Source organism: Psychrobacter sp. Marseille-P5312, from assembly GCF_900291405.1.
In the GTDB taxonomy this organism is placed as follows: Bacteria; Pseudomonadota; Gammaproteobacteria; order Pseudomonadales; family Moraxellaceae; genus Psychrobacter; species Psychrobacter celer.
Genome location: NZ_OLML01000001.1, coordinates 3,008,663 through 3,029,345 on the forward strand (window position 1 = coordinate 3,008,663; position 20,683 = coordinate 3,029,345).

Consider the following 20,683-nt stretch of genomic DNA (forward strand, 5'->3'; position numbering starts at 1 on the left):
TTTCAAAGTCTATAAGCTTCACAAGACGCTTATAGACTAACGCTCCAGCTTGACCTAATTGATTTTGATGAGCCAAGCTGGAGAATTACTACCCGACCCTTTTATATTTTATTGGATAAGCGACATATGACTAAATCTTTAATGACACCGTCTAATCGTATTACGTTGCATACAGCGAAGATCTCTGCGCTGACAGCTGCAATGTTGCTTATGCAATCAAATATGGCGTTTGCTGCACCCACCACTCTCGTACAAACTATCAACAACATCGCTAATGCTTCTTATGACGTCAATTCTATCAAACAGAATAGCATTTCAAACCAAGTTCAAGTCAAAGCCTCTGCCTTACCTGAATACGGTATTAACTTAACTCAGCAACCCTTGCGTACTGTCGCACCCAACACACTGGTGAATTGGGTTAATGTTCTTAGTAATACTAGCTATAGTGATCAGACTATTGAGCTGACGCTTGATGTAGCACCTTCTTTGTCTAACCTTAAAGTTTATCAAGACTTGAATAAAAACGGCATTGTCGATAGTGGTGATACACAACTGATTCTTGATAACATGAGTGCCCAAATCAAGCTTGGTCAGAGTGAAAACATTCAGTTTATTGTACAAGCTCTATCAGATGCTAATGGTAAGGATGGAGATACTGCTGACATTAAGATTGGTGCAGTTGTCTTAGAAGACCCGTCAGTGACCAGCGTGAGTGCGACCGATAGTTTAGTCATTATCGAATCTGGTATCAAATTCACCACTCCTAAATTTGATGAAAGCAAAACGATTTCACAAATTAATGATGACGTTTATGTCAGTGCCAGCTATGCGCAATGTAATGTACAAACTGACAAGCCTGATCAAGTATGGGTAACCATCAAATCAGCTAACCCGCCCATTGGTAGTGGTGATAGCTACTCACTTAAAGCTATAGAAACCGGTAATAACACAGGTAAATATCAGCTATCAGCAGCCACTCAAAATAACGCTAACGCTATTGACGATAAGCTTATCCAAACGTTGAACAGCGACACATTGACTGTCAGTTTAGATGCTTGTATCGCCCCTTCGGTTGGCATTGATGCTGATGAATTGCCAAATGCGTCTGACTTCACCGTGCGTATCAGTGATCTGAGCTCACAAATTAATATCGTCGATGACAACCCAGCTTTAGTTGTTACAAAGGAAAGTGACGTAAAAAGTGCTGAACTCGGCGATTATGTCAGCTATACCATCGAAATCAAAAATAGCGGTAAGTCTACTGCTTACGATGTACAACTAAAAGATGCCTTACCACGTGGTTTTGACTACGTTGAGAATAGTGTACGTGTTAGTCCAACGACTGATATTGATATCAATCAAGCACAGACCACCGAGTTTAAAGCTGATGGTAAATATCAGGTATTGAACTTGGGAAACATGGCAAATGGCGAAAGTAAAAAAATTACTTATCGTGTGCTTGTTGGTGCTTCATCACTAGGTGGTGATGGTATCAACCGCGCAATCGCAGTTGCTAACAATGAGCAAGGCCAAAGCTTAGTATCAAGAGAAGCACAGTGGAAAATCGACGTAGAACGCGACGTCATGAATACTGACGGTATCATCGTTGGTAAAGTCTATCACGATATCAACCGTGATGGTATTCAGCAAAAAGAAGACGGCGAGCTTGGGGTTGCTGGCGTCCGTATATATATGGAGAACGGCAACTTCATCGTTACTGATCCTGAAGGTAAATACAACTTTTATGGGGTCAGTGCCAAAACACACGTACTAAAAGTAGATAGCACTACGATCCCTAGAGAAACAGAGCTGGTCACCCAAAGCAACCGTAATGCGGGTGATGCTGGCAGCCGTTTTGTCGATTTGAAATATGGCGAGCTACATCGTGCAGATTTTGCGATTGTGGGCGGCATGGGCGATAGTACTGAGCATCTGAACGCCGAGCTAATCGCTCGTAGCAAATCAGTGAGTGCTAAGAATGATACGCTAGAGCAAGCGGTAAAAACAGCGCTAACATTAGAGCCAAACTACGATGCCGACACGACTAATAATGTCGATGCTAGCGGCTGCAATATCAATGGCGACCTAGACCTTGGTAACAACTGTGATTCTGCTATTGTCAACGATATGATTGGGGATGCGACCAATCGTGTAGACATGGCCGTGACAACGGTTGCACCTCCAGTAGAAAAAGAGCTCGAAGAATATTTAAAAGAAGTTGCCAATAACGATGTCTCGTTTATCAACCTGAGCGAAGGTCAACAGCTCAGTACTTACAAGCAGATGGTACAGGTACAAGCACCACTTGGTTCAATATTTACTCTATACGCCAATGGCAAAGCGATATCAGAGCAGCAAGTCGGTAAAACTGCTGAGCAAGAAAAGCAAAATGTAATGGCTTTTGACTATTATGCGGTTGACCTAAAACGCGGAAGCAATACGTTACGTGGTGTGGCAACTGACATCAATGGCAAAACTATTTCCGAGCAGACCATCACCGTATTAACACCTGATAGTCTGCAAGCGATTGATTATCGTACGCAAGCACAATTAGTCCCAGCAGATGGTATCAGCGAATATCAGGTTGTTATTAGTCTAAAAGATCGCGACAATCGCCCCTATATCGGTACTACTTCTCTTACACTTGATACTAATATCGGTCGTATCAATCTGAAAGACAGCAGCCAAGATCAAGCCGGTACCCAAGTTACTGTATCAGGTGGTGAGCTATTAATACCAGTCATCGCGCCAAGCGCACCAGGCAAAGGTGAGTTGGTAATTGATACTGGTAGTAGTAAACAAATTATCCCACTACAGTTCACGGCTAAGCTGCGTCCACTCATTGCTGTGGGTATCGTCGAAGGTACTATCTCTCTCAAAGACTTTGATGGCAGCAATATCACAGACGCACAAGGCGCGTTCGAGCAAGAGCTGCATGAAATCTCAGGCAATGATGATTATTCAGCCACTGGTCGTGCGGCGATGTTCCTAAAAGGCAAAGTACGCGGCGATTATCTGCTGACACTGGCCTATGACAGTGACAAAAAAGGCGAGCGCCTGTTCCGTGATATCGAGCCGGGCGAGTATTATCCTGTGTATGGCGACTCATCGGCCAAAGGCTTTGATGCCCAATCGACCAGCAAGCTTTATGTACGTGTCGATAAAGGCCGCTCGTTTGCGATGTACGGTGATCTAAAAACCCAAATCGACAACGATGAAGGGATTGAGCTTGGTCAGTACAATCGCACCTTGACTGGTCTAAAAGCGCAATTTGAGGACGATAATACCCGTATTACCGCCTTTGCTGCTGAAACCAGCACGTCACAACGCGTCAATGAAACGCGTGGTCTTGGTATTTCAGGCCCCTACCCACTTGGCGAAGACTTCGATGCGGTACTTGAAAACTCAGAGACGGTCGAAGTCATCATTCGTGATGCAAACAACTCAGGGCTTATTATCAGCCGCAAAACACTGACCCGCTTTGCCGATTATGAAATCGACCCGATTAGCCGCAGTTTATATCTAAAATCGCCAATTGCCAGTCTCGATATCGATGGTAACCCGATCTACCTACGGGTGACGGTAGAGGTCGATGAAGGTGGCGAAAAATACTGGGTTGGTGGTGTGGCCGCTAAGCAACAACTGACCAAAAAAGTCGCTATTGGTGGTAGCTATGTCAATAGTGATGATCCACTTAATAAAGAAGAGCTTGCCAGTGTTAACAGTGTTATTAAACTTAACAATAAGCTAAAACTGGTCGCTGAATATGCCAAAAACAAAGCAGAAAATCCCAATTACGACCCCAGCAATCAGATCAATAACACTGAGCTTACTGGCAATGACGTCGAAGGCGACGCTTTCAGAGTGGAGCTTGATTATGACGACAAGAAAAGTACCCGTGCCAAAGCCTATTATCATGATGCCGATACAGGGTTTGTCACTGGTGCGTCTCCGCTAACGGCTGGCCGTACCGAGTCTGGCGTAGAAGTCACTCATACCTTTAATGATAAAAACACCGCCTTAAAACTAGAAGGTGTACGCACAGAAGACCACGCCACTGATGCCAGCCGTGAAGGCGTACAGGCCAGTGTCGAGCAGCGCCTGAGCAAAAACATCGTGGGCGAAGTTGGTCTGCGCTACTACAAGCAAGATGCTACTGCCGCTTCACGCAACACTCAAGCTGCCACAGATGTCGTAGACGTCACTGACGATACGTTATTTAACGATGACATTATCAACCAGTCAGCACTGAATGGTGTTAGCAATGCGGATAAAGACATCGAAGGCACCACCGCTCGTGCTCGTATTACCTCTCGCCTGCCCAAGCTAAATAATAGCTTGGTATTTGCAGAGTATGAGCAAGATATCGAAAACAGCTCTCGTAATGCCACGTCCATCGGCGGTGAGACAGCGCTGGGTAACCTCGGTCGCTTGTATGCGCGTCACGACTTAATCAATAGCTTATCTGGCAGTTATGGCCTTGATGATACAGACGAGCGCCAACGTACTGTTGCTGGCTTTGATGCTACCTACATGAAGGATGGCAAGGTCTATAGCGAATATCGTATGCGTGATGCGATCAGTGCGCGCGAAGCAGAAGCCGCTATCGGTCTCAAAAACAAATGGTACGTGCAAGAAGGTCTGACCCTAAGCACCTTGTTTGAGCGCGTCGAATCACTAGAAGGCGAGACAGACAATACGGCGACCGCAGCGGGCATTGGCGTCGAATACTTAGCCAAAGAAAACTACAAAGCCTCAGGACGCTTTGAGAAACGTTGGGGCGAAACCAGCGACACCTTATTAGGAAGTGCAGGCATCGCCTATCGTTATACCGATGATATTACCCTACTTGCCAAGGACATCTACTCACAGGTCGACTATGATGATGGCCATCGCACCATCAACCGTTTTCAGTTAGGCGCTGCATACCGCGACTATGATAGCAATCAGCTAGACATGCTAGCAAAACTTGAGTACCGTTTAGACGACAATGCTACTGGCACTGACCAATATCAAAAAGATACAACGATATGGTCGTGGAGCGGCAACTACCATCCAACGCGTGCCCTTACTCTCTCTGGTCGCTATGCGGGCAAATATACCCAATACGACGCTGATGATATCGTCAGCGAAAACACCGCGCATGCTGCCTATGCACGCGGTTTATATGACATCAGCGAGCGCTGGGATATAGGTCTACAGGCCGGCACTTACTGGAATGAGCAAGCCGATGACATGTCCTACATGCTTGGCGCTGAAGTTGGCTACAGCCCGATGACTAACCTCTGGTTATCACTTGGTTATAACTTTATGGGTTTTGAGGATGAAGATATCGCTTATGACGACAGTACACAAGAAGGCGCATACTTCAGATTACGCTTTAAGTTTGATGAGAATTTATTCAAACGCGAAGACCCACGCAAAAATAAGCGTTTGCTGAGCAACGCGACGCTATAATCTGACAAAATTGTCGTCGCTCTGAGCTGCGGCAATTTTTTCATTACTGTACTGATATTTTTCAGTTGGCTTATATATACTGATAAACGTTTGATATAGTGATTAGGGTATGTCCTGATATTGACAAATACTTAAAAAATAAAACCGATTGCCTGAATACAAGGGTTGTAATATGTCGAAGTCTGCCAGCACAGTAGCTACCTATAAACGCTCTTTTTATACGGCACTGTCCGCAGTATTGCTACTCACGTCTGCTTCATCAGCATTGGCAGCAAGCGACCGTGTCAAAACCAACACACTGATAAGTAATGACTACTGTCATAGCAATTTAGAAAATCATATCCCTTCTTATCAATACCAAAGTACTCAGCAGCGCGCATTGAGCTGTATGCTCACACAGGTAAAACCCTATCAGCAAGCGGATAAGACAGCACACCAGCGCTACTGGGCCTACAAAGCGCAAGCATGGCTGAACTACGCCATTCATCAGGACAGTATCAATAGCCGCTCTACCGCTGGTGCCTACGCTGCCCAAACGGCAGAGTCCATACTGCACTCATTAAAGAATGGCACAGAAAAAGATATCAGCCTGCATCAAGACATCCCTGCGATGTCTGCCTTGATGCGACCAGACCTATGGGCAACGATAAGTGCCCTCAAAGACAGTGACGGCATCGCTGTTGCCCCACGTGAGATGGCGTTTAGCGAAGTGGCTCTGATTTGGGCGGCCACCAATCAATGCGCGCGCGGCTGGCGAGAGTCAGGGATTCATTTTCGTATGGCCGATCGCTGGCTTGAGCAAGCACGCCAAGCCTACGTCAATGCTCACGACTCACAGACCAATGTTGCCCTGCAAGCGCGTATCGTTCGCTATTATGAGGCGTACGCCCCTCTTGACTCAGGCGAAGACACATGTCATGGGCAAGCGCTCTCTCCTATCTAAGCCACCTACCCTGCTAACTAATCATCAAGCACCAAGCACTAAACACTAAACACTAAACACTAAGCATAAGTACAGGCATAAAAAAGCCGACTATGCAGTGAGCATGTCGGCTTTTTCGTTGCTATTCAACCAGTAGCATACTGTCAACTAACGGTTTTTACGCGGTAGCTTTTCTGGCAAATAACAGCGCAAATAAGCGATAAATGCCGTATTTGCTTCTTGAATATAGTCATCCGTAATGGTCTGGTGGCGACGATAAGACAAAGTAAAGATCGCATTGACGATGCTATAAGCAATCAATAACGTGTCTTGAATATCATCAAAGTTCGGCATCTCATAGCGTTCTGATAAGCGCTTATACACCAAGTCTACGATTTGATGATCGATATCTTCACCGAAACTGTCTCCTTCAAAGTCTGGAGTATTGGTATCATAGATCAGCTTGGCTTTGGTTTCATCATTATGAAAAATTGTCACACACTTATCGATCAACGCGGTCAAATACCCCTGCCATCTGTCGTAATTGCCGATATCGACCGTCTCTACCATCTCTAATATCTCGATGGCGTTCAAAAAACGCAACGCTAAAAATATCGCTTCGATATTAGGGAAGAAATGATAAGCAGATGCGCGCGGAATACCTGCCTCTTCGCACACCGCTGCAAGGGTAATATCGTTAATAGCATGGGTTTCGCTTAGCTTTTTGGCACCAGCCAATAGCTTTTGACGGCGTGCACGACCCTGCTGACTGGTAAACTTAAACTTATTTGGCACCAGCTTTTTTGCCAGCTCCGAATCTACCAATACGTCTTCAATCTTTTCGTCTTTATTTTCGCTCATTGTAAGTCTCTTAATGTTACGCCCTATTTTATAAATACGGTCTTTATTGAAAGTTTGGTCTTAAATAAAAAACAACGATGATTGACTAACAATAATTCATTGCTATCATCGCCACCCCTTTCAATAAGGAGGCATCATAAACGCTTGTATACTATCAAGCAAGGCAGTTTAGTGGGTTAAAAATAATATATGAGTCAACAACATAACAATGTCGATATAACTGTATGATACTGCTAATTATTTAGTTTGATTTTCGCTCTTATAATACCATGATCGATGACCCTATCTGCATAATCCCATTTCAAATGATCATTAAAATAGTCCACCCGCTCTACCTGACCGAGCGAAAACTTGCTATCAGGTAAGAACTCTTCTGACACAAATAATTGATCGATGACCTCTGGCATACCTTGGTAAATATGAGTATAAGCCACATCTTTCATCCAGCCATAACGCGCTTGAATACGGGCAGCATCAAATAGTGCAACATCGCGCATGCTTTTATCATAATTGACCTCGCCCGTCTCCGTCATCAGCTGCGTGGTGACGCTATTCGTCACATCATTCATGTCACCCAACAAAATCAGCGGCTCACGGGTATTCTGCAAACGCTCAATGATAGACATACGAATCGAAGCCGCCTCGGCCGCACGCATACAAAGACTTCGCAGCTTGGCACGGACCCTGATATTAGGGTCATCCATATCTTCTAGCAAGTTACCGGCCTCATCACGCAAGAAAAAAGCACGTTTGCTTTTTAGATGCGCGGTGACGATGGTGATTGGCTGACCATAAGCATCAACTCGCACCATCAGCGGCGGCCGATTAAAGCGCTGATAGAGGCCTACATCAGGGACATCAAGCACTGCCTTCGATGCCACCTCCTGTAACAAACTGACCTCTAACGGCTCAAAACGACTGATCATGCCTACCGCTGGTGTCTTTTGGGCACCCTGCCCTTGGGTATAAGGGCTGGCCGCATCATTACTTGCCAGCGGTGCGATGACGTGCTTTGCCTCAAAACCTAAAGACGCCGCCAGCGCTACTAAAGCGGCACTATCCCAAACTTCTTGTACAGCGATGATATCGGCATGAGCCTTCGCCAACAATTCGCTGATACCGCGTAGCTTATGATTGTATTCAGTATCATTATAAGCAGGGGCATTGTCATAATAAATGCGGTTGGGATTTGCAAAGTTCAATAAGTTTGCGGTCGCGATATAAAATTGATGATTATCAGCCTTATTATTCATATATTCCCTATTATTTTTATAATGTCTGATATATTCATTAACACCCATAAATAATAAACTTTTTTCATAAAAAAAGCTTCCAAAGATGCCTTCGGAAGCCTCAAAATAACATAAATAATATAAATAAAAGCGATTGAAAGAAACTAATGTACAATTAAAATCTCTGCTGTAACGTCATAGTAAGCTCTTATAATACTGCTTAGTTTTTACGCTTTTTTATTCATATTTCTAATGAGTTTTTATAAGATTTTTAGTGCCTTATAAAGAAGCCAATTAAGAAACACGGTTCCATGCATCGCGTGAAGCTCGGCGAGCATCATTCCACTCTAGGCGAGACTCGCCTTTTACTTCGTGCCATGAGCGCTCTAAGTCAGCTTCGTGGTCTTCAAAACGCGCATCAGCTGGATAGCGCGCACGATTGGCGTAGCCTACTGCATATGCTGGGTGTAAATCACGATCAAAATCTAGGCCATCGCGATAGTAGTCTGCATTGGCATACTCAGCGCGCCAGTATGCTTCTTCACGCGTCGGATCAATCGCTTCTGCAGCTGCATGACCGGCGCCGCCACCGACGACTGCGCCAATCGCGCCGCCAATTAGTGTCCCTAGCGGCCCTGCCATTGTACCAATAGCCGCGCCCGCTGCTGCACCGCCAACGCCGCCAATACCTGTGCCAATAGGATGCGATCCTGGCTCACCGGTGATGATGTCTGCGTTTAGGTCTTTTTTAGACTCTTTTGACATGTGTTTTACTTCACTGCGATCGATACCGTCATGGTTACTCATAATATTATCCTTACATTCATTATTTGTTATATTTTAACTACTCAGACCGCCAAGCTTGCGGACTTGTGAATACCATTAAAGTATAGGAATTTATGGATAAGCTTCGATAGACGCGTTATGTAAACTCTGTCCCACTTCAGATTGCCTTACGTTACAGCCTGTATCTTTCTCACGGTCGTGTACGGCCGTTTCAGGGTTTCAGTAATAGTCTTTTATTAACTTTATCGTCTCCTTAATTGTCTATATCGTTATTTATCGCGTTGTTTTATAGCGGCATTAAGGATCGTTTGATGGCTTGCTGCCATTTACTCAGATGCTGCTCACGCATATCTGCCGACATGCTCGGCTCAAATATACGCTCTACTTGCCAAGACGCTTGCATCGTGGTGTCATCATACAGCCCTGTTTTTAGACCCGCGAGCATTGCTGCACCTTTTGCGGTGATTTCTGTATCCCTAGGACGCAGCACTGGCACATCCAGTAGATCTGCCTGAAACTGCATCAGCAAATCATTATTGGCCGCGCCGCCATCTACCCTGAGCTCTGTAAGCGGATGGGGGCTGTCTTTTTGCATTGCAATCAGCACATCATAGGTTTGATAAGCGACCGCTTCTAGCGCTGCACGAGCAATATGCGCCTTAGTAGTGCCGCGGCTCATCCCAGTGATACTGGCGCTGATATCAGAGCGCCAATAAGGCGCGCCAAGTCCTGTAAAAGCTGGCAATAGTACCACCTCTTCACTACTGTCTACTTGCCGTGCCAAATCCTCCACTTCACCACTTGTCTTAATCATACCCAAATTATCTCGTAGCCACTGGATAATGGCACCTGCCATAAACACACTACCTTCCAAGGCATAGGTCACTTCTTTTTTTGGTGGCTGTAATAGGCGCATACCTGACTGAACGATTTGGTCAAATGATAAGTTATCTGGGCGCGTTGGGCTGGTTTTTCGCTGCCATGCGATGGTGGTCAGCAGTTTATGTTCGCTGATTTTTGGTTGTTTGCCTATGTTCATCAGCATAAAGCACCCAGTCCCGTAGGTGTTTTTGGCCATACCCGCGTCCAGACAGCCTTGGCCAAAGAGCGCCGCTTGCTGATCGCCCAATACCGACTGAATAGGTATTTGCTTGGCAAATAGGCCTTTTTTGGTCTTGCCAAAATCTCCGTCAGACGGCAAAACGGTGGGTAGGATGCTCATAGGTATCGAAAAACGGGCACAAAGCACCTCTGACCATGCCAGCTTATGAATATCAAACAATAACGTCCGAGATGCATTGGTCACATCGATGACATGCGCGCCACCAGTCAGTTTGTATATCAACCAGCTATCGATGGTGCCCACCGCTATCTCACCTCTACTGGCGCGCACGCTCAGCTTAGGGTTGTTTTCGAGCAGCCAAGCGATTTTGCTGGCACTAAAATATGGATCGAGGCGCAGGCCTGTCAGACGCTGCACCTCTTCTGCCATGCCATGCTGCGCGCTGCTATTGAGACCCGTGTCGATAACCGCAACTTTGCTCAATGCGCTTTTGCTCCGTGCACCGCTGTCAGACTCGCCGCGACTTGCAGGTTCAGCGGCCAGAGTTTTGCAATAGCTGGCCGTACGCCTGTCTTGCCAAATAATCGCTGGCGCTAATGGCTTGCCGGTTTGTTTGTCCCACATCACAATAGATTCACGCTGGTTGGTGATGGCAATGCTACTAACATCGGTGGCCAGCAGGCCTGCGAGGTTGATCACATCGTGCGCACAGCTAATCTGCGTCTGCCAAATTTGCTGGGCATCTTGCTCTACAAAACCTGCCTTAGGTGTTTGCAAGGTCGTCGGTTGCTGCGCCATCTTAATGGGGCGGGCGTGATCGTCGTAGAGTATCGCTCGGCTCGATGTCGTGCCTTGATCTAAGGCCAATATATATCCTGCCATTACCTGCCCCTTTTTTGCTGATATGCTAAATAATCGTCAGCTCAGTTTACAATATGTCCTGAGTCTGTCCTATTCTGAGTATAGTCGATGTACTCTAAAAAGAGCATAGCGCTACTGGGATGCTATTTTTAAACGTAGGTTGCGCAGCCTCTAGGAACGCAGCACGCAAGTAAAATTTATACCAGTAGCGCGTTTAAGTTTATATAACAGTTTCATGTTCAACTGACTATATGTCCTATATAACGCTAAGTCTTCTATTTTTGATGTTAGGCTTATGATACCGATTATAGCGCGGTATTTTGACGGCACTGCTTGCCATATGTATAGCCATCTTTTGCGCGGTTTGATGTCTATTTATTTACTGTAGCTGATTGTCTATCATGGCGCTATTTAATACACAATAGAAAAAGTCAAAATACTGAGCATTGACCCGTCACGATTGAGGCTCTACAGTATGTTCATAATAGGGCACATCCTCACTTATTTGCTTTGGATGAATAGTCTATAATAAATGTACAATGCTATCTGCTGCCGGCTTGCGATACGCAGTCATACCCGTAGCAACCTGTATACCAGTGTACTTTTTTATAGGTCTGATGGTCTTGAATCATACCTTGCACTCTCATTAACGGCTTATGTGACTTATGAAATTTGCTTTATCGGCTCTCTCTATTGCTATGATGACGGTGACTCTAATGAGTGCATCGATAGTTACCCATGCAAACACAGACACTCGTGTAGACCCCACGGCAGCGCCTAGCCACGCCGGCTTTCAAAATGAGATACCAACCATCACGCAAATCGTTGAGGCAGAGGATAGCGCGGCGCGTATTCAGGCAACCGACGACATCCGCATCGCACACAGTGCGATGAATCATGACAATAAGCGTGCCACAAAGCCCTTAAGTACGCTTATCGACCCCATCACGCACAAGACAGTGGACAACAGCTATGCGCTGGATGTGTCTAGTTTTTTGAGCCTTGAGCAAGCACAAGATATCTTATTGCAAGTCTCACCCAAGATCGCAGCCAATGATGCAGCCATCGCCGCCAGTGAATACCAAACCGACGCTCTCAAAACCTTAGACAACCCACTGGTGTTTGCGCGCGTTTCAGCCAGTGCCTACCACCTCGATGAGGATATCGATTTGTCTTCACTCAGAAGCGGCATTGTCAATGAGATTAATAACAGCGTCGATGGCATTGTCCCGCCGCCTGTCCCAGATTTGCCAAACTTCGGTGAGCTCGTCGGCGAACGCCTGCCGGACTCTTATGATTTTAAGCGCTCAGGCGAGACGACCAGCGCTGGCCTAGGCGTGGCGTGGCCCATCTATACCGCCGGACGCACCGCAGCTCTAACGGGAGCCTCCCGCGCCCGTACCCAAGAAGCACTCGCAGATAGCATACTGGATAAAAACGCACTATATAACACATTAATCGAGCGGTATTTTAAAGCGCAGCTTGCCATCATTGCCGCCTATTTGCGCGACGATGCTTATGATACGTTAAAACAGACCGACCATATGGCCGAGCGCTTGTATGAAGAAGGCTTTATCTCTCATGTCGATAGACTAGAGGCACAGTCGGCGCTGGCAGATGCCAAAAGCGAAGCTGTCAAAGCCAACAACGATGCTCGCCTTGCGATGATTGCACTACAAAGACTGCTACGCACTGACTACCGTATCAAGCCCACTACGCCATTGTTTGTCTCCAGCCGCCCGTTGCCTGATGTCAGCTACTTTCAGGACTTGGCGCTCAATAATCACCCAGGGCTACAAAAAGTTGCGGCCAAGCGCGCGCAGGCGCAGCAACTACATGCCTTGTCCGATACAGGCTACAAGCCGACGGTCATGCTTTATGGCTACGGGCAAGTTGAAAAAGACCCAAGCTGGGTCGCTGGTATCTCTGCCAGCTGGAAACTGTGGGGCGGGCTCGACAAAACCGCATCACTGGCCTCTAGTAGCGCGCAGATTCGTCAAGCTGACTTGTCTGAGATCGAGGTCAGTGACAACTTACTCCTGCTGGTCGAAAAAAACTGGCATGATGTCAATAATGCCCAAGCACGCTATCAAGCCCTGCAGAGCAATGTAGATCTGGCCGCAGAGGTGCTGCGCTTACGCCGTTTGGGATTACAAGAAGGTGTCAATACCACGATAGATGTGGTACAAGCACAAACGCAAGCGCTCAAAGCTCGTACCGAGCAGGCACAAGCAGCACATGATTATGTACAAGCACTGGCCTCCTTGATGCAAAGCTGCGGTACACCGTTGGCATTCAATGCTTACCTCAATGCTGCTGACATTCAATTGCCGACTTTATATACTCAGCAATAAAAAAACACAGCGAAAAACAAATCACAACGACTTAAGTAAGCTACCGTCATTTACTTAACATGGCTGATAGAGACACCTAACCTGAACCTTTAGTGTGAATGATTGTCTTATGAAAAATCTGACTGCTACCTCGACCCGCAATTGGCGACAGACGTTACTAGAGACGTGGCGTATTGCTAATACCTCAAACGTTTGGGCACACTGCGCAAGCGTCGGTTATTTTGGTTTTTTGTCGATTTTTCCAGTCATGGCTGTGTTTGTGCTGCTGTACGGCTTGGCGTTTTCGCCCGCCGAGATGCAAGAGCAGATATCACTGCTACGCCCCTTTATACCTGATACGGTATATGACGTCTTAGATTCGCGCCTAAGTGATCTGGTCTCTAACACCGCCTCTACCCTCACTTTTGGCCTGACTGTCTCAGCCTTAGTTGCTTTATATGCAGGCTCCAAAGGGGTTAAGTCATTAATCGTTCTTATCAATCTGGCCTTTCATATCAGCCAAGAGCGCGGTTTTATTCAAGGCACTATACGCGCCCTTGGTTTAACCTTGGCGGCGGTGGTGGTTTTGATTATAGCCATATCCTCTATCGCGATTATTCCTGTCGCCGCCGCTTATCTGCCCTTCCCGCAAGTCGCCAAGACAGTGGCGCTTTGGAGCAGATGGCCGATACTGGCAGGCATTATATTTTTATGCTTTTTGGGTTTATACCGATTAGCGCCCAATCGGGACGCAGTCGCGCTAAAAAAACTGGTACCAGGTGCGCTGGTAGCGACCGTCCTTTGGATTGTGCTGTCGATATTGTTTTCGCTGTATGTGCAAAACTTTAATAATTATAGCGCTGAGTTTGGCGTGCTTTCGGCTGCTGTGGTCATTATGCTATGGCTGTATTATTCAGCGTTTATCGTCGCCTTTGGTGCTATTTTTAACGCTGAGACGATCGAAAACGCCAAGCCTTATGCGATTCGTGTGTATTAATATCCTCTTTGTTTTCAACTTTGTTGCTTTAGGACTCTCACCGTCATGACTGAATTTCCAAACGAATCAGACGACTCACGCAAACTCCCTGATTCTGATGAATCAGCGCGGCCTCATGATGCACAGACGCCAACGGAGTCTGTAAAAGAGACGCCTGATGACAGCCCAGCACCAGCCGCGGCCGATTATTATCGCGGTACGCCAAAGTCAGACAATGCCGCCATGCGAAAAAAAACCCTACTGGCTGGCGTGGCACTCATCATCATTGCTGTCATTGCCTACGGCCTATACAAAAGCACCGCGCAAAGTGAGCCACCGCTTGTGACGCTGCAAGGACAGATGCAAATGCAGCAAACATCTATCGCCGCAAAGGTGCCAGGGCGCATCGCTCAAATCTTAGTTACCGAAGGTGATGAGGTCACACCCGGCCAGCAGCTGATTGAAATGGACTCGCCTGAGATCAATGCCAAGATCGCTCAAGCGCGGGCAGGCAAACAAATGGCCCAAAGCCAGTTGGATAAAGCCGAAAACGGCGCGCGCCCGCAAGAGATTGCGCAGGCAAAAGCGGCATGGCAGGCCAACAAAGCCGCCTCTGATTTGGCACAAAACACCTATCAGCGTGTCGACCGCCTTTATAAAGAAGGCTTGATGGCACGGCAAAAACGTGATGAAGCTTATGCGCAGTATCTGGCCACCCAAGATCAGACCGAAGCGGCGCGGCTGCAGTATGACTTGGCACTAGAAGGTGCGCGCAGTGAGGATAAATCAGCGGCCACCGCACAAGTAGCGCAGGTTGATGCCCAGCTTGACGAGGCTTTGGTCGCAAAAGAAGAAGCCAATCTTAAAAGTCCGATTGCTGGTATCGTTGATAATGTCATCGTAAGCGCAGGCGAAGTCGTCGGTCAAGGAGTGCCAATCTTGACGCTGGTCAACACCGACGATCAGTGGGTGGTGCTCAATGTCACCGAGTCGCATCTCAATCAATTTGCCATCGGTCAAGTGTTTACGGGCACCATCCCAGCGCTATCTTCTGCCGGCAAGCCCTACAACAAACAATTTACCGTTTATGCCACCTCGACCCTCTCCGACTTTGCCACGTGGCGACCGACCAATAACGATGATGGTTTTGATGTGCGCACCTTTGAGGTCAAGGCTCGCCCGACTGTGCCCGATGCCCGTATCCGCTCCGGTATGAGTGTCATCGTACCTATCGACCCAACCACCATGAGCCAAGAGTAAGCCATGCGCCTAACTCAGCTAAGTGAGGCTTTTATACGTAGCGCCGCCTATGAGCGGCGGTTTTTGCACAAAAACCCATGGGACTTGACCATGGTGGTATGGATTCCCTTGCTCACCGTCTTGCTGATTTGGTGGATATTTTCGCAGACTCAGATTACCAACCTGCCTATTGGGGTCATTGATCAAGACAATGGCCCAGTGGCCAATACCGCCGTGCGCTATCTTGATGCCAGCCCAACGCTGAGCGTCAGACAGATGTATTATTCAGCCGCAGAGGCAGAAGCGGCTATTTTGCAGCGTGATATCTACGCTGTTGTCATCATCCCTGAAGACTTCTCGCGCAATATCTTATCGAGCAAATCCGCACCGCTTATTTTACAAGTAAATGCCCAGTATGGCACGCACTCAGGTATTATTCAGACTGGTGTGCAGGCAGTCGCAGGTACTCTGTCGGCAGGCGTTGAGATTCAGCGCTTGATCAAACAAGGCATGGCACCATCACAAGCGGCAATCGCCTATTCGCCAATCAGCATACAACGCATCAGTCTGTTTAATGCCGCCACCGACTATCAGCAGTTTTTGGCCTCTACCGTGATACCGGCGCTATTACACATACTGGCCATGGTCATCGGTGCCACGACCATCGGCCGTGAGCTACGAGATAAGCAGCTTGGCCATTGGTATGGTTTTATCGCCTCTGCTCAGGCTTATGACAATCTTAGTGGCAGCATTAGTGCCAATATTAGTGATAGTGCTAGTGCCAATATTAGTGCCAATATTAGTGCCAATGTGAATAACAATGTAGCTGATAACACTGTGCAAAATATAGCCGCGCTCAGTCAACCTGCAGCTAAGCTGCCAAATAGTACCGCTAAGGACAACACCAATCAAAAACCTGTATCTACGCTGCCGAGCGTGCACATGGGTGTTTTGCTTTTTGGGTTGTTGGGTAAGTACTTTTGGCCGATGCTGGCTTATGGTCTCTGGTCTATCTTGGCGCTGTGGCTGGCCACGCCGCAAGAGTCCGTAGCGAGCAGCGCTGTTTTTGCCACTTATCTTGGCCTGCTGCTTTTGATGATGCTATCGTTTTGGCTGGGCGCTATTTTTACTTTAGGCTCTTTTTCATTACGTATGGGTTTGTCTGCCACTGGTTTTATCTCCGCGCCTTCGTATGCCTTTGCTGGCGTGACCTTTCCTTATATTGCCATCAGTGACAGTGCCAAGCATTGGTCAGACGCCTTGCCACTTACCCATTATCTTAAGCTACATATCGCGCAGATGCAGATGCAAGCGCCTGTCGCCATCTCCCTGCCGATACTCTACGGCCTTGCCATCGCCACTGTCGTCGCTATGATGCTGACTGCCCTACTCACCAAACGTGCACTGGCACATCCTGAGCGCTGGGGAGCACGCTAATGCCGCCATTATCAACAGATCATAACGCTAAAGGCACCCAGCCGCAGCCGCCAGCGCAAGGCTTTTTTGCAAGCTTTTTTCAGACCCTAACAGACGTCTTTACGGACAAAGGCATTGTATTGATGCTGATTATTGCCCCCATCATCTATGGCTTTTTTTATCCGTGGCCATACTCATCGGAGGTCGTCAATCATGTGCCAGTCGGCATCATTGATAAAGACAACAGCGATTTATCACGCACCATCGTTCGTTATGCCAGCGCCAGCCCGCAGCTCGACACCAGACGGTTTTTAGACGAACAAAGCGCTAAGGAAGCCATTTGGGCAGATGAAATTGCAGGCTATATGGTGATCCCAAGTGGGCTTGAGCAAAACGTGCTGTCGGGTAAAGCAGCTAGTGTCAGTGTTCTTGGTAATGGCGGTTATTTTTTGCTCAACAAAAACGTGCAGATGGGGTTTTTAAAAGCGGTTAGCACGGTCTCCGCCGGGGTCAAAATTAAAAAGAGTGTCGCGCAAGGTGCCTATGCCCCGACAGCCGCACAAAACGCACAGGCCGTTCCGCTACAGATTGTCCCGCTATACAACCAGACAGAAGGCTATGGTGCTTATGTGGTGCCCGCCGTTTCTATTATCATCTTGCAGCAAACACTACTTATGGCCACTGCCATGCTCATTGGTACTTGGTATGAGCAGCGGCGGCATCAGACCAGCATCAGCGGCTGGCTTGGGCGTATCACAGCGCTTAGTACACTGAGCTTTTTGATCGGCTGCTTTTATTATGGCTGGGCGTTTGAGCTACATCACTACCCACGCGGGCAAAATATGCTCGGCAGCCTGCTGTTTCTTTTACTGTTTTGTCCGGCGGTGGCGACACTTGGCTGCCTACTTGGGCTTTGGTTTCGTCAGCGTGAGCGCAGCATGCAGATTTTGATTTTTAGCTCATTGCCGATGTTTTTTGTCAGCGGCTACCCATGGCCTGCCGACCAGCTGCCTACTTTCTTACAAATAGTGCGCTGGTTTATTCCGACCACGCCCGCCATCAATACCTCAGTCCAGCTAAACCAAATGGGCGCGAGTATCTCTCAGGTCGCGACTGGGTTTTATGCGCTAGCGGCCTTATGGGCGCTGTATTTTGCGCTACTTGTGTGGCTTCGCTGGTATAATGCGCCAAAGCGTAGGCAAGTCTCGTAGCGGCGGCTCGGCTCGTTTAAAAGCTTTCTAGGGCGTGTCCTCTCATCTCATTTTTATCGCCATTTTTAAAATGAGGACACGCCCTAGTCTAAAAGGCAACTCATCTAAAAATGCCATAAAAAAAGCGCCTGCTAATCATAAGCAGACGCTTTTTTATTTGACTGAACGTCGCGCGTCATTTTTAAAAAACGCGGTTTAGTCCATTTAATGCAGCCACGCGATACGCTTCAGCCATCGTTGGATAGTTAAAGGTGGTATTTACAAAGTACTCAAGGGTGTTGTTGCTCTTGCACTTCATCACCGCTTGACCGATATGGATAATCTCTGAGGCGTGATTGCCGTAGCAATGAATACCCAAAATCTCCAGCGTGTCACGGTGGAATAATATCTTTAATACACCAGAGCGCTCGCCGATGATCTGTGCGCGCGCCAGATGTTTAAAAAATGCTTGACCTACTTCATAAGGGACTTTTTCGTCCGTCAGCTCTTGCTCTGTCTTACCGATACTAGAGATTTCAGGAATGGTATAGATACCAGTCGGTACACTTGATACAGGCTCTGCATCACTGTCACCGACCATAAAGGCTGCCGCACAGCGCCCTTGGTCATAAGCGGCCGACGCCAGAGACGGCCAGCCAATCACATCGCCGGCTGCATAGATATTGTCGATTTCGGTACAGTAAGTATCATCGACTTTTAGCTGGCCTCGGCTATTGGCTTCAAGACCGATGGCCTCTAGGTTTAGGCCTTCTGTGTTGCCTGAACGGCCATTAGACCACAAGATCGCGTCTGACTTGATGCGTTTGCCGCTCTTTAGGTGCAAGACCACATAATCGTCATGGGTTTCTAAATAATCAATCTCTTCATTACTACGGATCAGAACGCCAAACTGCCTAAAGTCATGGGCAATCGCATCGCTAATTTCACTATCTAAATAGCTCAGTAGCTGGTTTTGGTTATTGATTAAGTCAACTTTATAGCCAAGGCCGGTAAAGATAGAAGCATACTCACAGCCGATAACCCCTGCGCCATAGATGATGATTTTTTTGACGACATAGTCCATCTGCAAGATTTTGTCAGAGTCAAATACCCGTGGATGGTTAAAGTCAAGAATATCTGGGCGATAAGGGCGGCTACCGACGGTGATGATGGCTTTGTTAAACGTGACAGTCTCAAAGATATTGTCATCGGTTTCGACGCGCAGAGTATGGGCATCGACGAAGCTTGCCCAGCCATTAATCACTTCGATACGATTGCGCTCATAAAAACGCGTGTGGGTGTTGACTTGCCGGCGAATCACTTGACGCGCTTTGGCCAGCACTTCATTGAGCGGGACTTGCTTGTATTCCATCGCTTTGGTAAACATGGGATCACGGCGAAAGTTGATCAAGTTAAACACCGATTGACGCAGCGCTTTACTCGGTATGGTGCCGACGTGCGTTGAATTACCACCGACCTGCTCACGCGGATCAATCACCGCCACCTTTTTGCCCGCTTTGGTCAGCTTCATGGCCGCCGCTTCACCAGCAGGACCCGCCCCTAAGACCACCACATCATACTCATACTGATGCTTATCGCCCTTTAGACGACGCGAGTCTTTGGTAAAGCCAGTTTTGATATCGATACGAGTATCATCGAGCGGATTGACCAAGTCAGGATGATGCATGATGTCTTCGGTGACTTGCTCGTGGGTTTGCTCGATTTTCTCTTTTCTACCTTTACCTTTGGTGTGCTCAGGGTTTGGTATAGGCGCGCTTTGTTTGTTAGATACTTCGGTATGGGTATCTTCACCAACATCGTTGGTCGCATCGCTTGGTTTTTTACTTCCCATTATGTCCTCTTTATATATTAATGTATGTATCGTATCGCCCATGAAACAGCGTCATAGATCTTCTCATTATCATAGCTTTAATCATAGCTCTAAGGGGTGCCTACCATACGTTGAGATAGGATATTTTGCAACGTCCAGTGGCCCGTCAGACGTTGTTGCCCCTCGTCGATCTGTGGCCGTACACTGATGACGTATTCGGTGCCAAGGCTTGGCGCAAAGCCATCAATCCAGTCATAAGGAATCTGAAACACACTGCCATCTTTGCTAGATTTGGCCAGCAAGCATTGCATCGGTAGCGCTGAGGCGCAGGCGACACGATTGGGCATAATGGTGAGCGTTTGAGCGTCACCAAGCACAATACTCGGAATATAACGCGGCTCAGGCACAGGCTCACGAGCAAATGGCGACGTCTGGCAGGCACTCAATAGCGTCGCGGCGCTAATAACGCTTGCTAATAATAAAGGTGTTTTTTTGGCTTGATAAAGTGAACGCATA

The 20,683-nt window shown here is 47.4% G+C and carries 13 protein-coding genes; 7 read left to right on the forward strand and 6 right to left on the reverse strand.

The features are described from left to right. The first annotated feature begins 126 nt into the window (after window positions 1-126). Together C6W44_RS12865 and C6W44_RS12870 are read left to right on the forward strand one after the other, a co-directional pair. Window positions 127-5,457, forward strand: coding sequence for an SdrD B-like domain-containing protein (locus C6W44_RS12865; protein ID WP_105246215.1), 5,331 nt, complete (start codon window positions 127-129; stop codon window positions 5,455-5,457). A 172-nt stretch (window positions 5,458-5,629) separates the two neighbouring features. Then, entirely contained in the window at window positions 5,630-6,400 is a 771-nt protein-coding gene (locus tag C6W44_RS12870) for a hypothetical protein (protein ID WP_105246217.1), read from the forward strand. A gap of 147 nt (window positions 6,401-6,547) precedes the next feature. On the opposite strand, the gene C6W44_RS12875 is transcribed toward C6W44_RS12870, so the two are convergent. The 4 genes from C6W44_RS12875 to C6W44_RS12890 form a co-directional block, all read right to left on the reverse strand. Further along, complete coding sequence (locus C6W44_RS12875; protein WP_100749531.1) at window positions 6,548-7,240, reverse strand: TetR/AcrR family transcriptional regulator; 693 nt, start codon at window positions 7,238-7,240, stop codon at window positions 6,548-6,550. A 233-nt stretch (window positions 7,241-7,473) separates the two neighbouring features. Then, entirely contained in the window at window positions 7,474-8,493 is a 1,020-nt protein-coding gene (locus C6W44_RS12880; RefSeq protein WP_105246219.1) for an endonuclease/exonuclease/phosphatase family protein, read from the reverse strand. A gap of 273 nt (window positions 8,494-8,766) precedes the next feature. Then, a complete protein-coding gene (locus C6W44_RS12885) occupies window positions 8,767-9,279 on the reverse strand; it encodes a hypothetical protein (RefSeq protein WP_105246221.1) in 513 nt (170 codons plus the stop codon). Between the two features lie 265 nt (window positions 9,280-9,544). Next, the gene (locus tag C6W44_RS12890) at window positions 9,545-11,203 is read right to left on the reverse strand and encodes an FGGY family carbohydrate kinase (RefSeq protein ID WP_105246223.1); all 1,659 of its coding nucleotides are present in this window, start codon (window positions 11,201-11,203) and stop codon (window positions 9,545-9,547) included. Between the two features lie 695 nt (window positions 11,204-11,898). Here C6W44_RS12890 and C6W44_RS12895 point away from each other — a divergent pair. The 5 genes from C6W44_RS12895 (at window position 11,899) to C6W44_RS12915 (ending at window position 18,357) form a co-directional block, all read left to right on the forward strand. Continuing rightward, window positions 11,899-13,536, forward strand: coding sequence for a TolC family protein (locus tag C6W44_RS12895; protein WP_227526446.1), 1,638 nt, complete (start codon window positions 11,899-11,901; stop codon window positions 13,534-13,536). 109 nt (window positions 13,537-13,645) lie between these two features. After that, a complete protein-coding gene (locus C6W44_RS12900; RefSeq protein WP_105246227.1) occupies window positions 13,646-14,512 on the forward strand; it encodes a YihY/virulence factor BrkB family protein in 867 nt (288 codons plus the stop codon). A 45-nt stretch (window positions 14,513-14,557) separates the two neighbouring features. Further along, window positions 14,558-15,751: an HlyD family secretion protein gene (locus tag C6W44_RS12905; protein WP_105246229.1), complete on the forward strand. Its 1,194-nt coding sequence runs from the start codon at window positions 14,558-14,560 to the stop codon at window positions 15,749-15,751. A gap of 3 nt (window positions 15,752-15,754) precedes the next feature. Next, window positions 15,755-17,167: an ABC transporter permease gene (locus tag C6W44_RS12910; RefSeq protein WP_105246231.1), complete on the forward strand. Its 1,413-nt coding sequence runs from the start codon at window positions 15,755-15,757 to the stop codon at window positions 17,165-17,167. Beyond that, complete coding sequence (locus C6W44_RS12915; RefSeq protein ID WP_105246233.1) at window positions 17,167-18,357, forward strand: ABC transporter permease; 1,191 nt, start codon at window positions 17,167-17,169, stop codon at window positions 18,355-18,357. Before C6W44_RS12910 ends, C6W44_RS12915 begins: the two co-directional genes overlap by 1 nt. A gap of 181 nt (window positions 18,358-18,538) precedes the next feature. Here the strand turns inward: C6W44_RS12915 and sthA are convergent, their stop codons facing one another. Both sthA and C6W44_RS12925 read right to left on the reverse strand, forming a co-directional pair. Then, entirely contained in the window at window positions 18,539-20,188 is a 1,650-nt protein-coding gene (gene sthA, locus C6W44_RS12920; RefSeq protein WP_105246235.1) for a Si-specific NAD(P)(+) transhydrogenase, read from the reverse strand. A gap of 89 nt (window positions 20,189-20,277) precedes the next feature. Then, entirely contained in the window at window positions 20,278-20,682 is a 405-nt protein-coding gene (locus tag C6W44_RS12925) for a DUF4377 domain-containing protein (RefSeq protein WP_105246237.1), read from the reverse strand. Between the last annotated feature and the right edge of the window lies 1 nt (window position 20,683).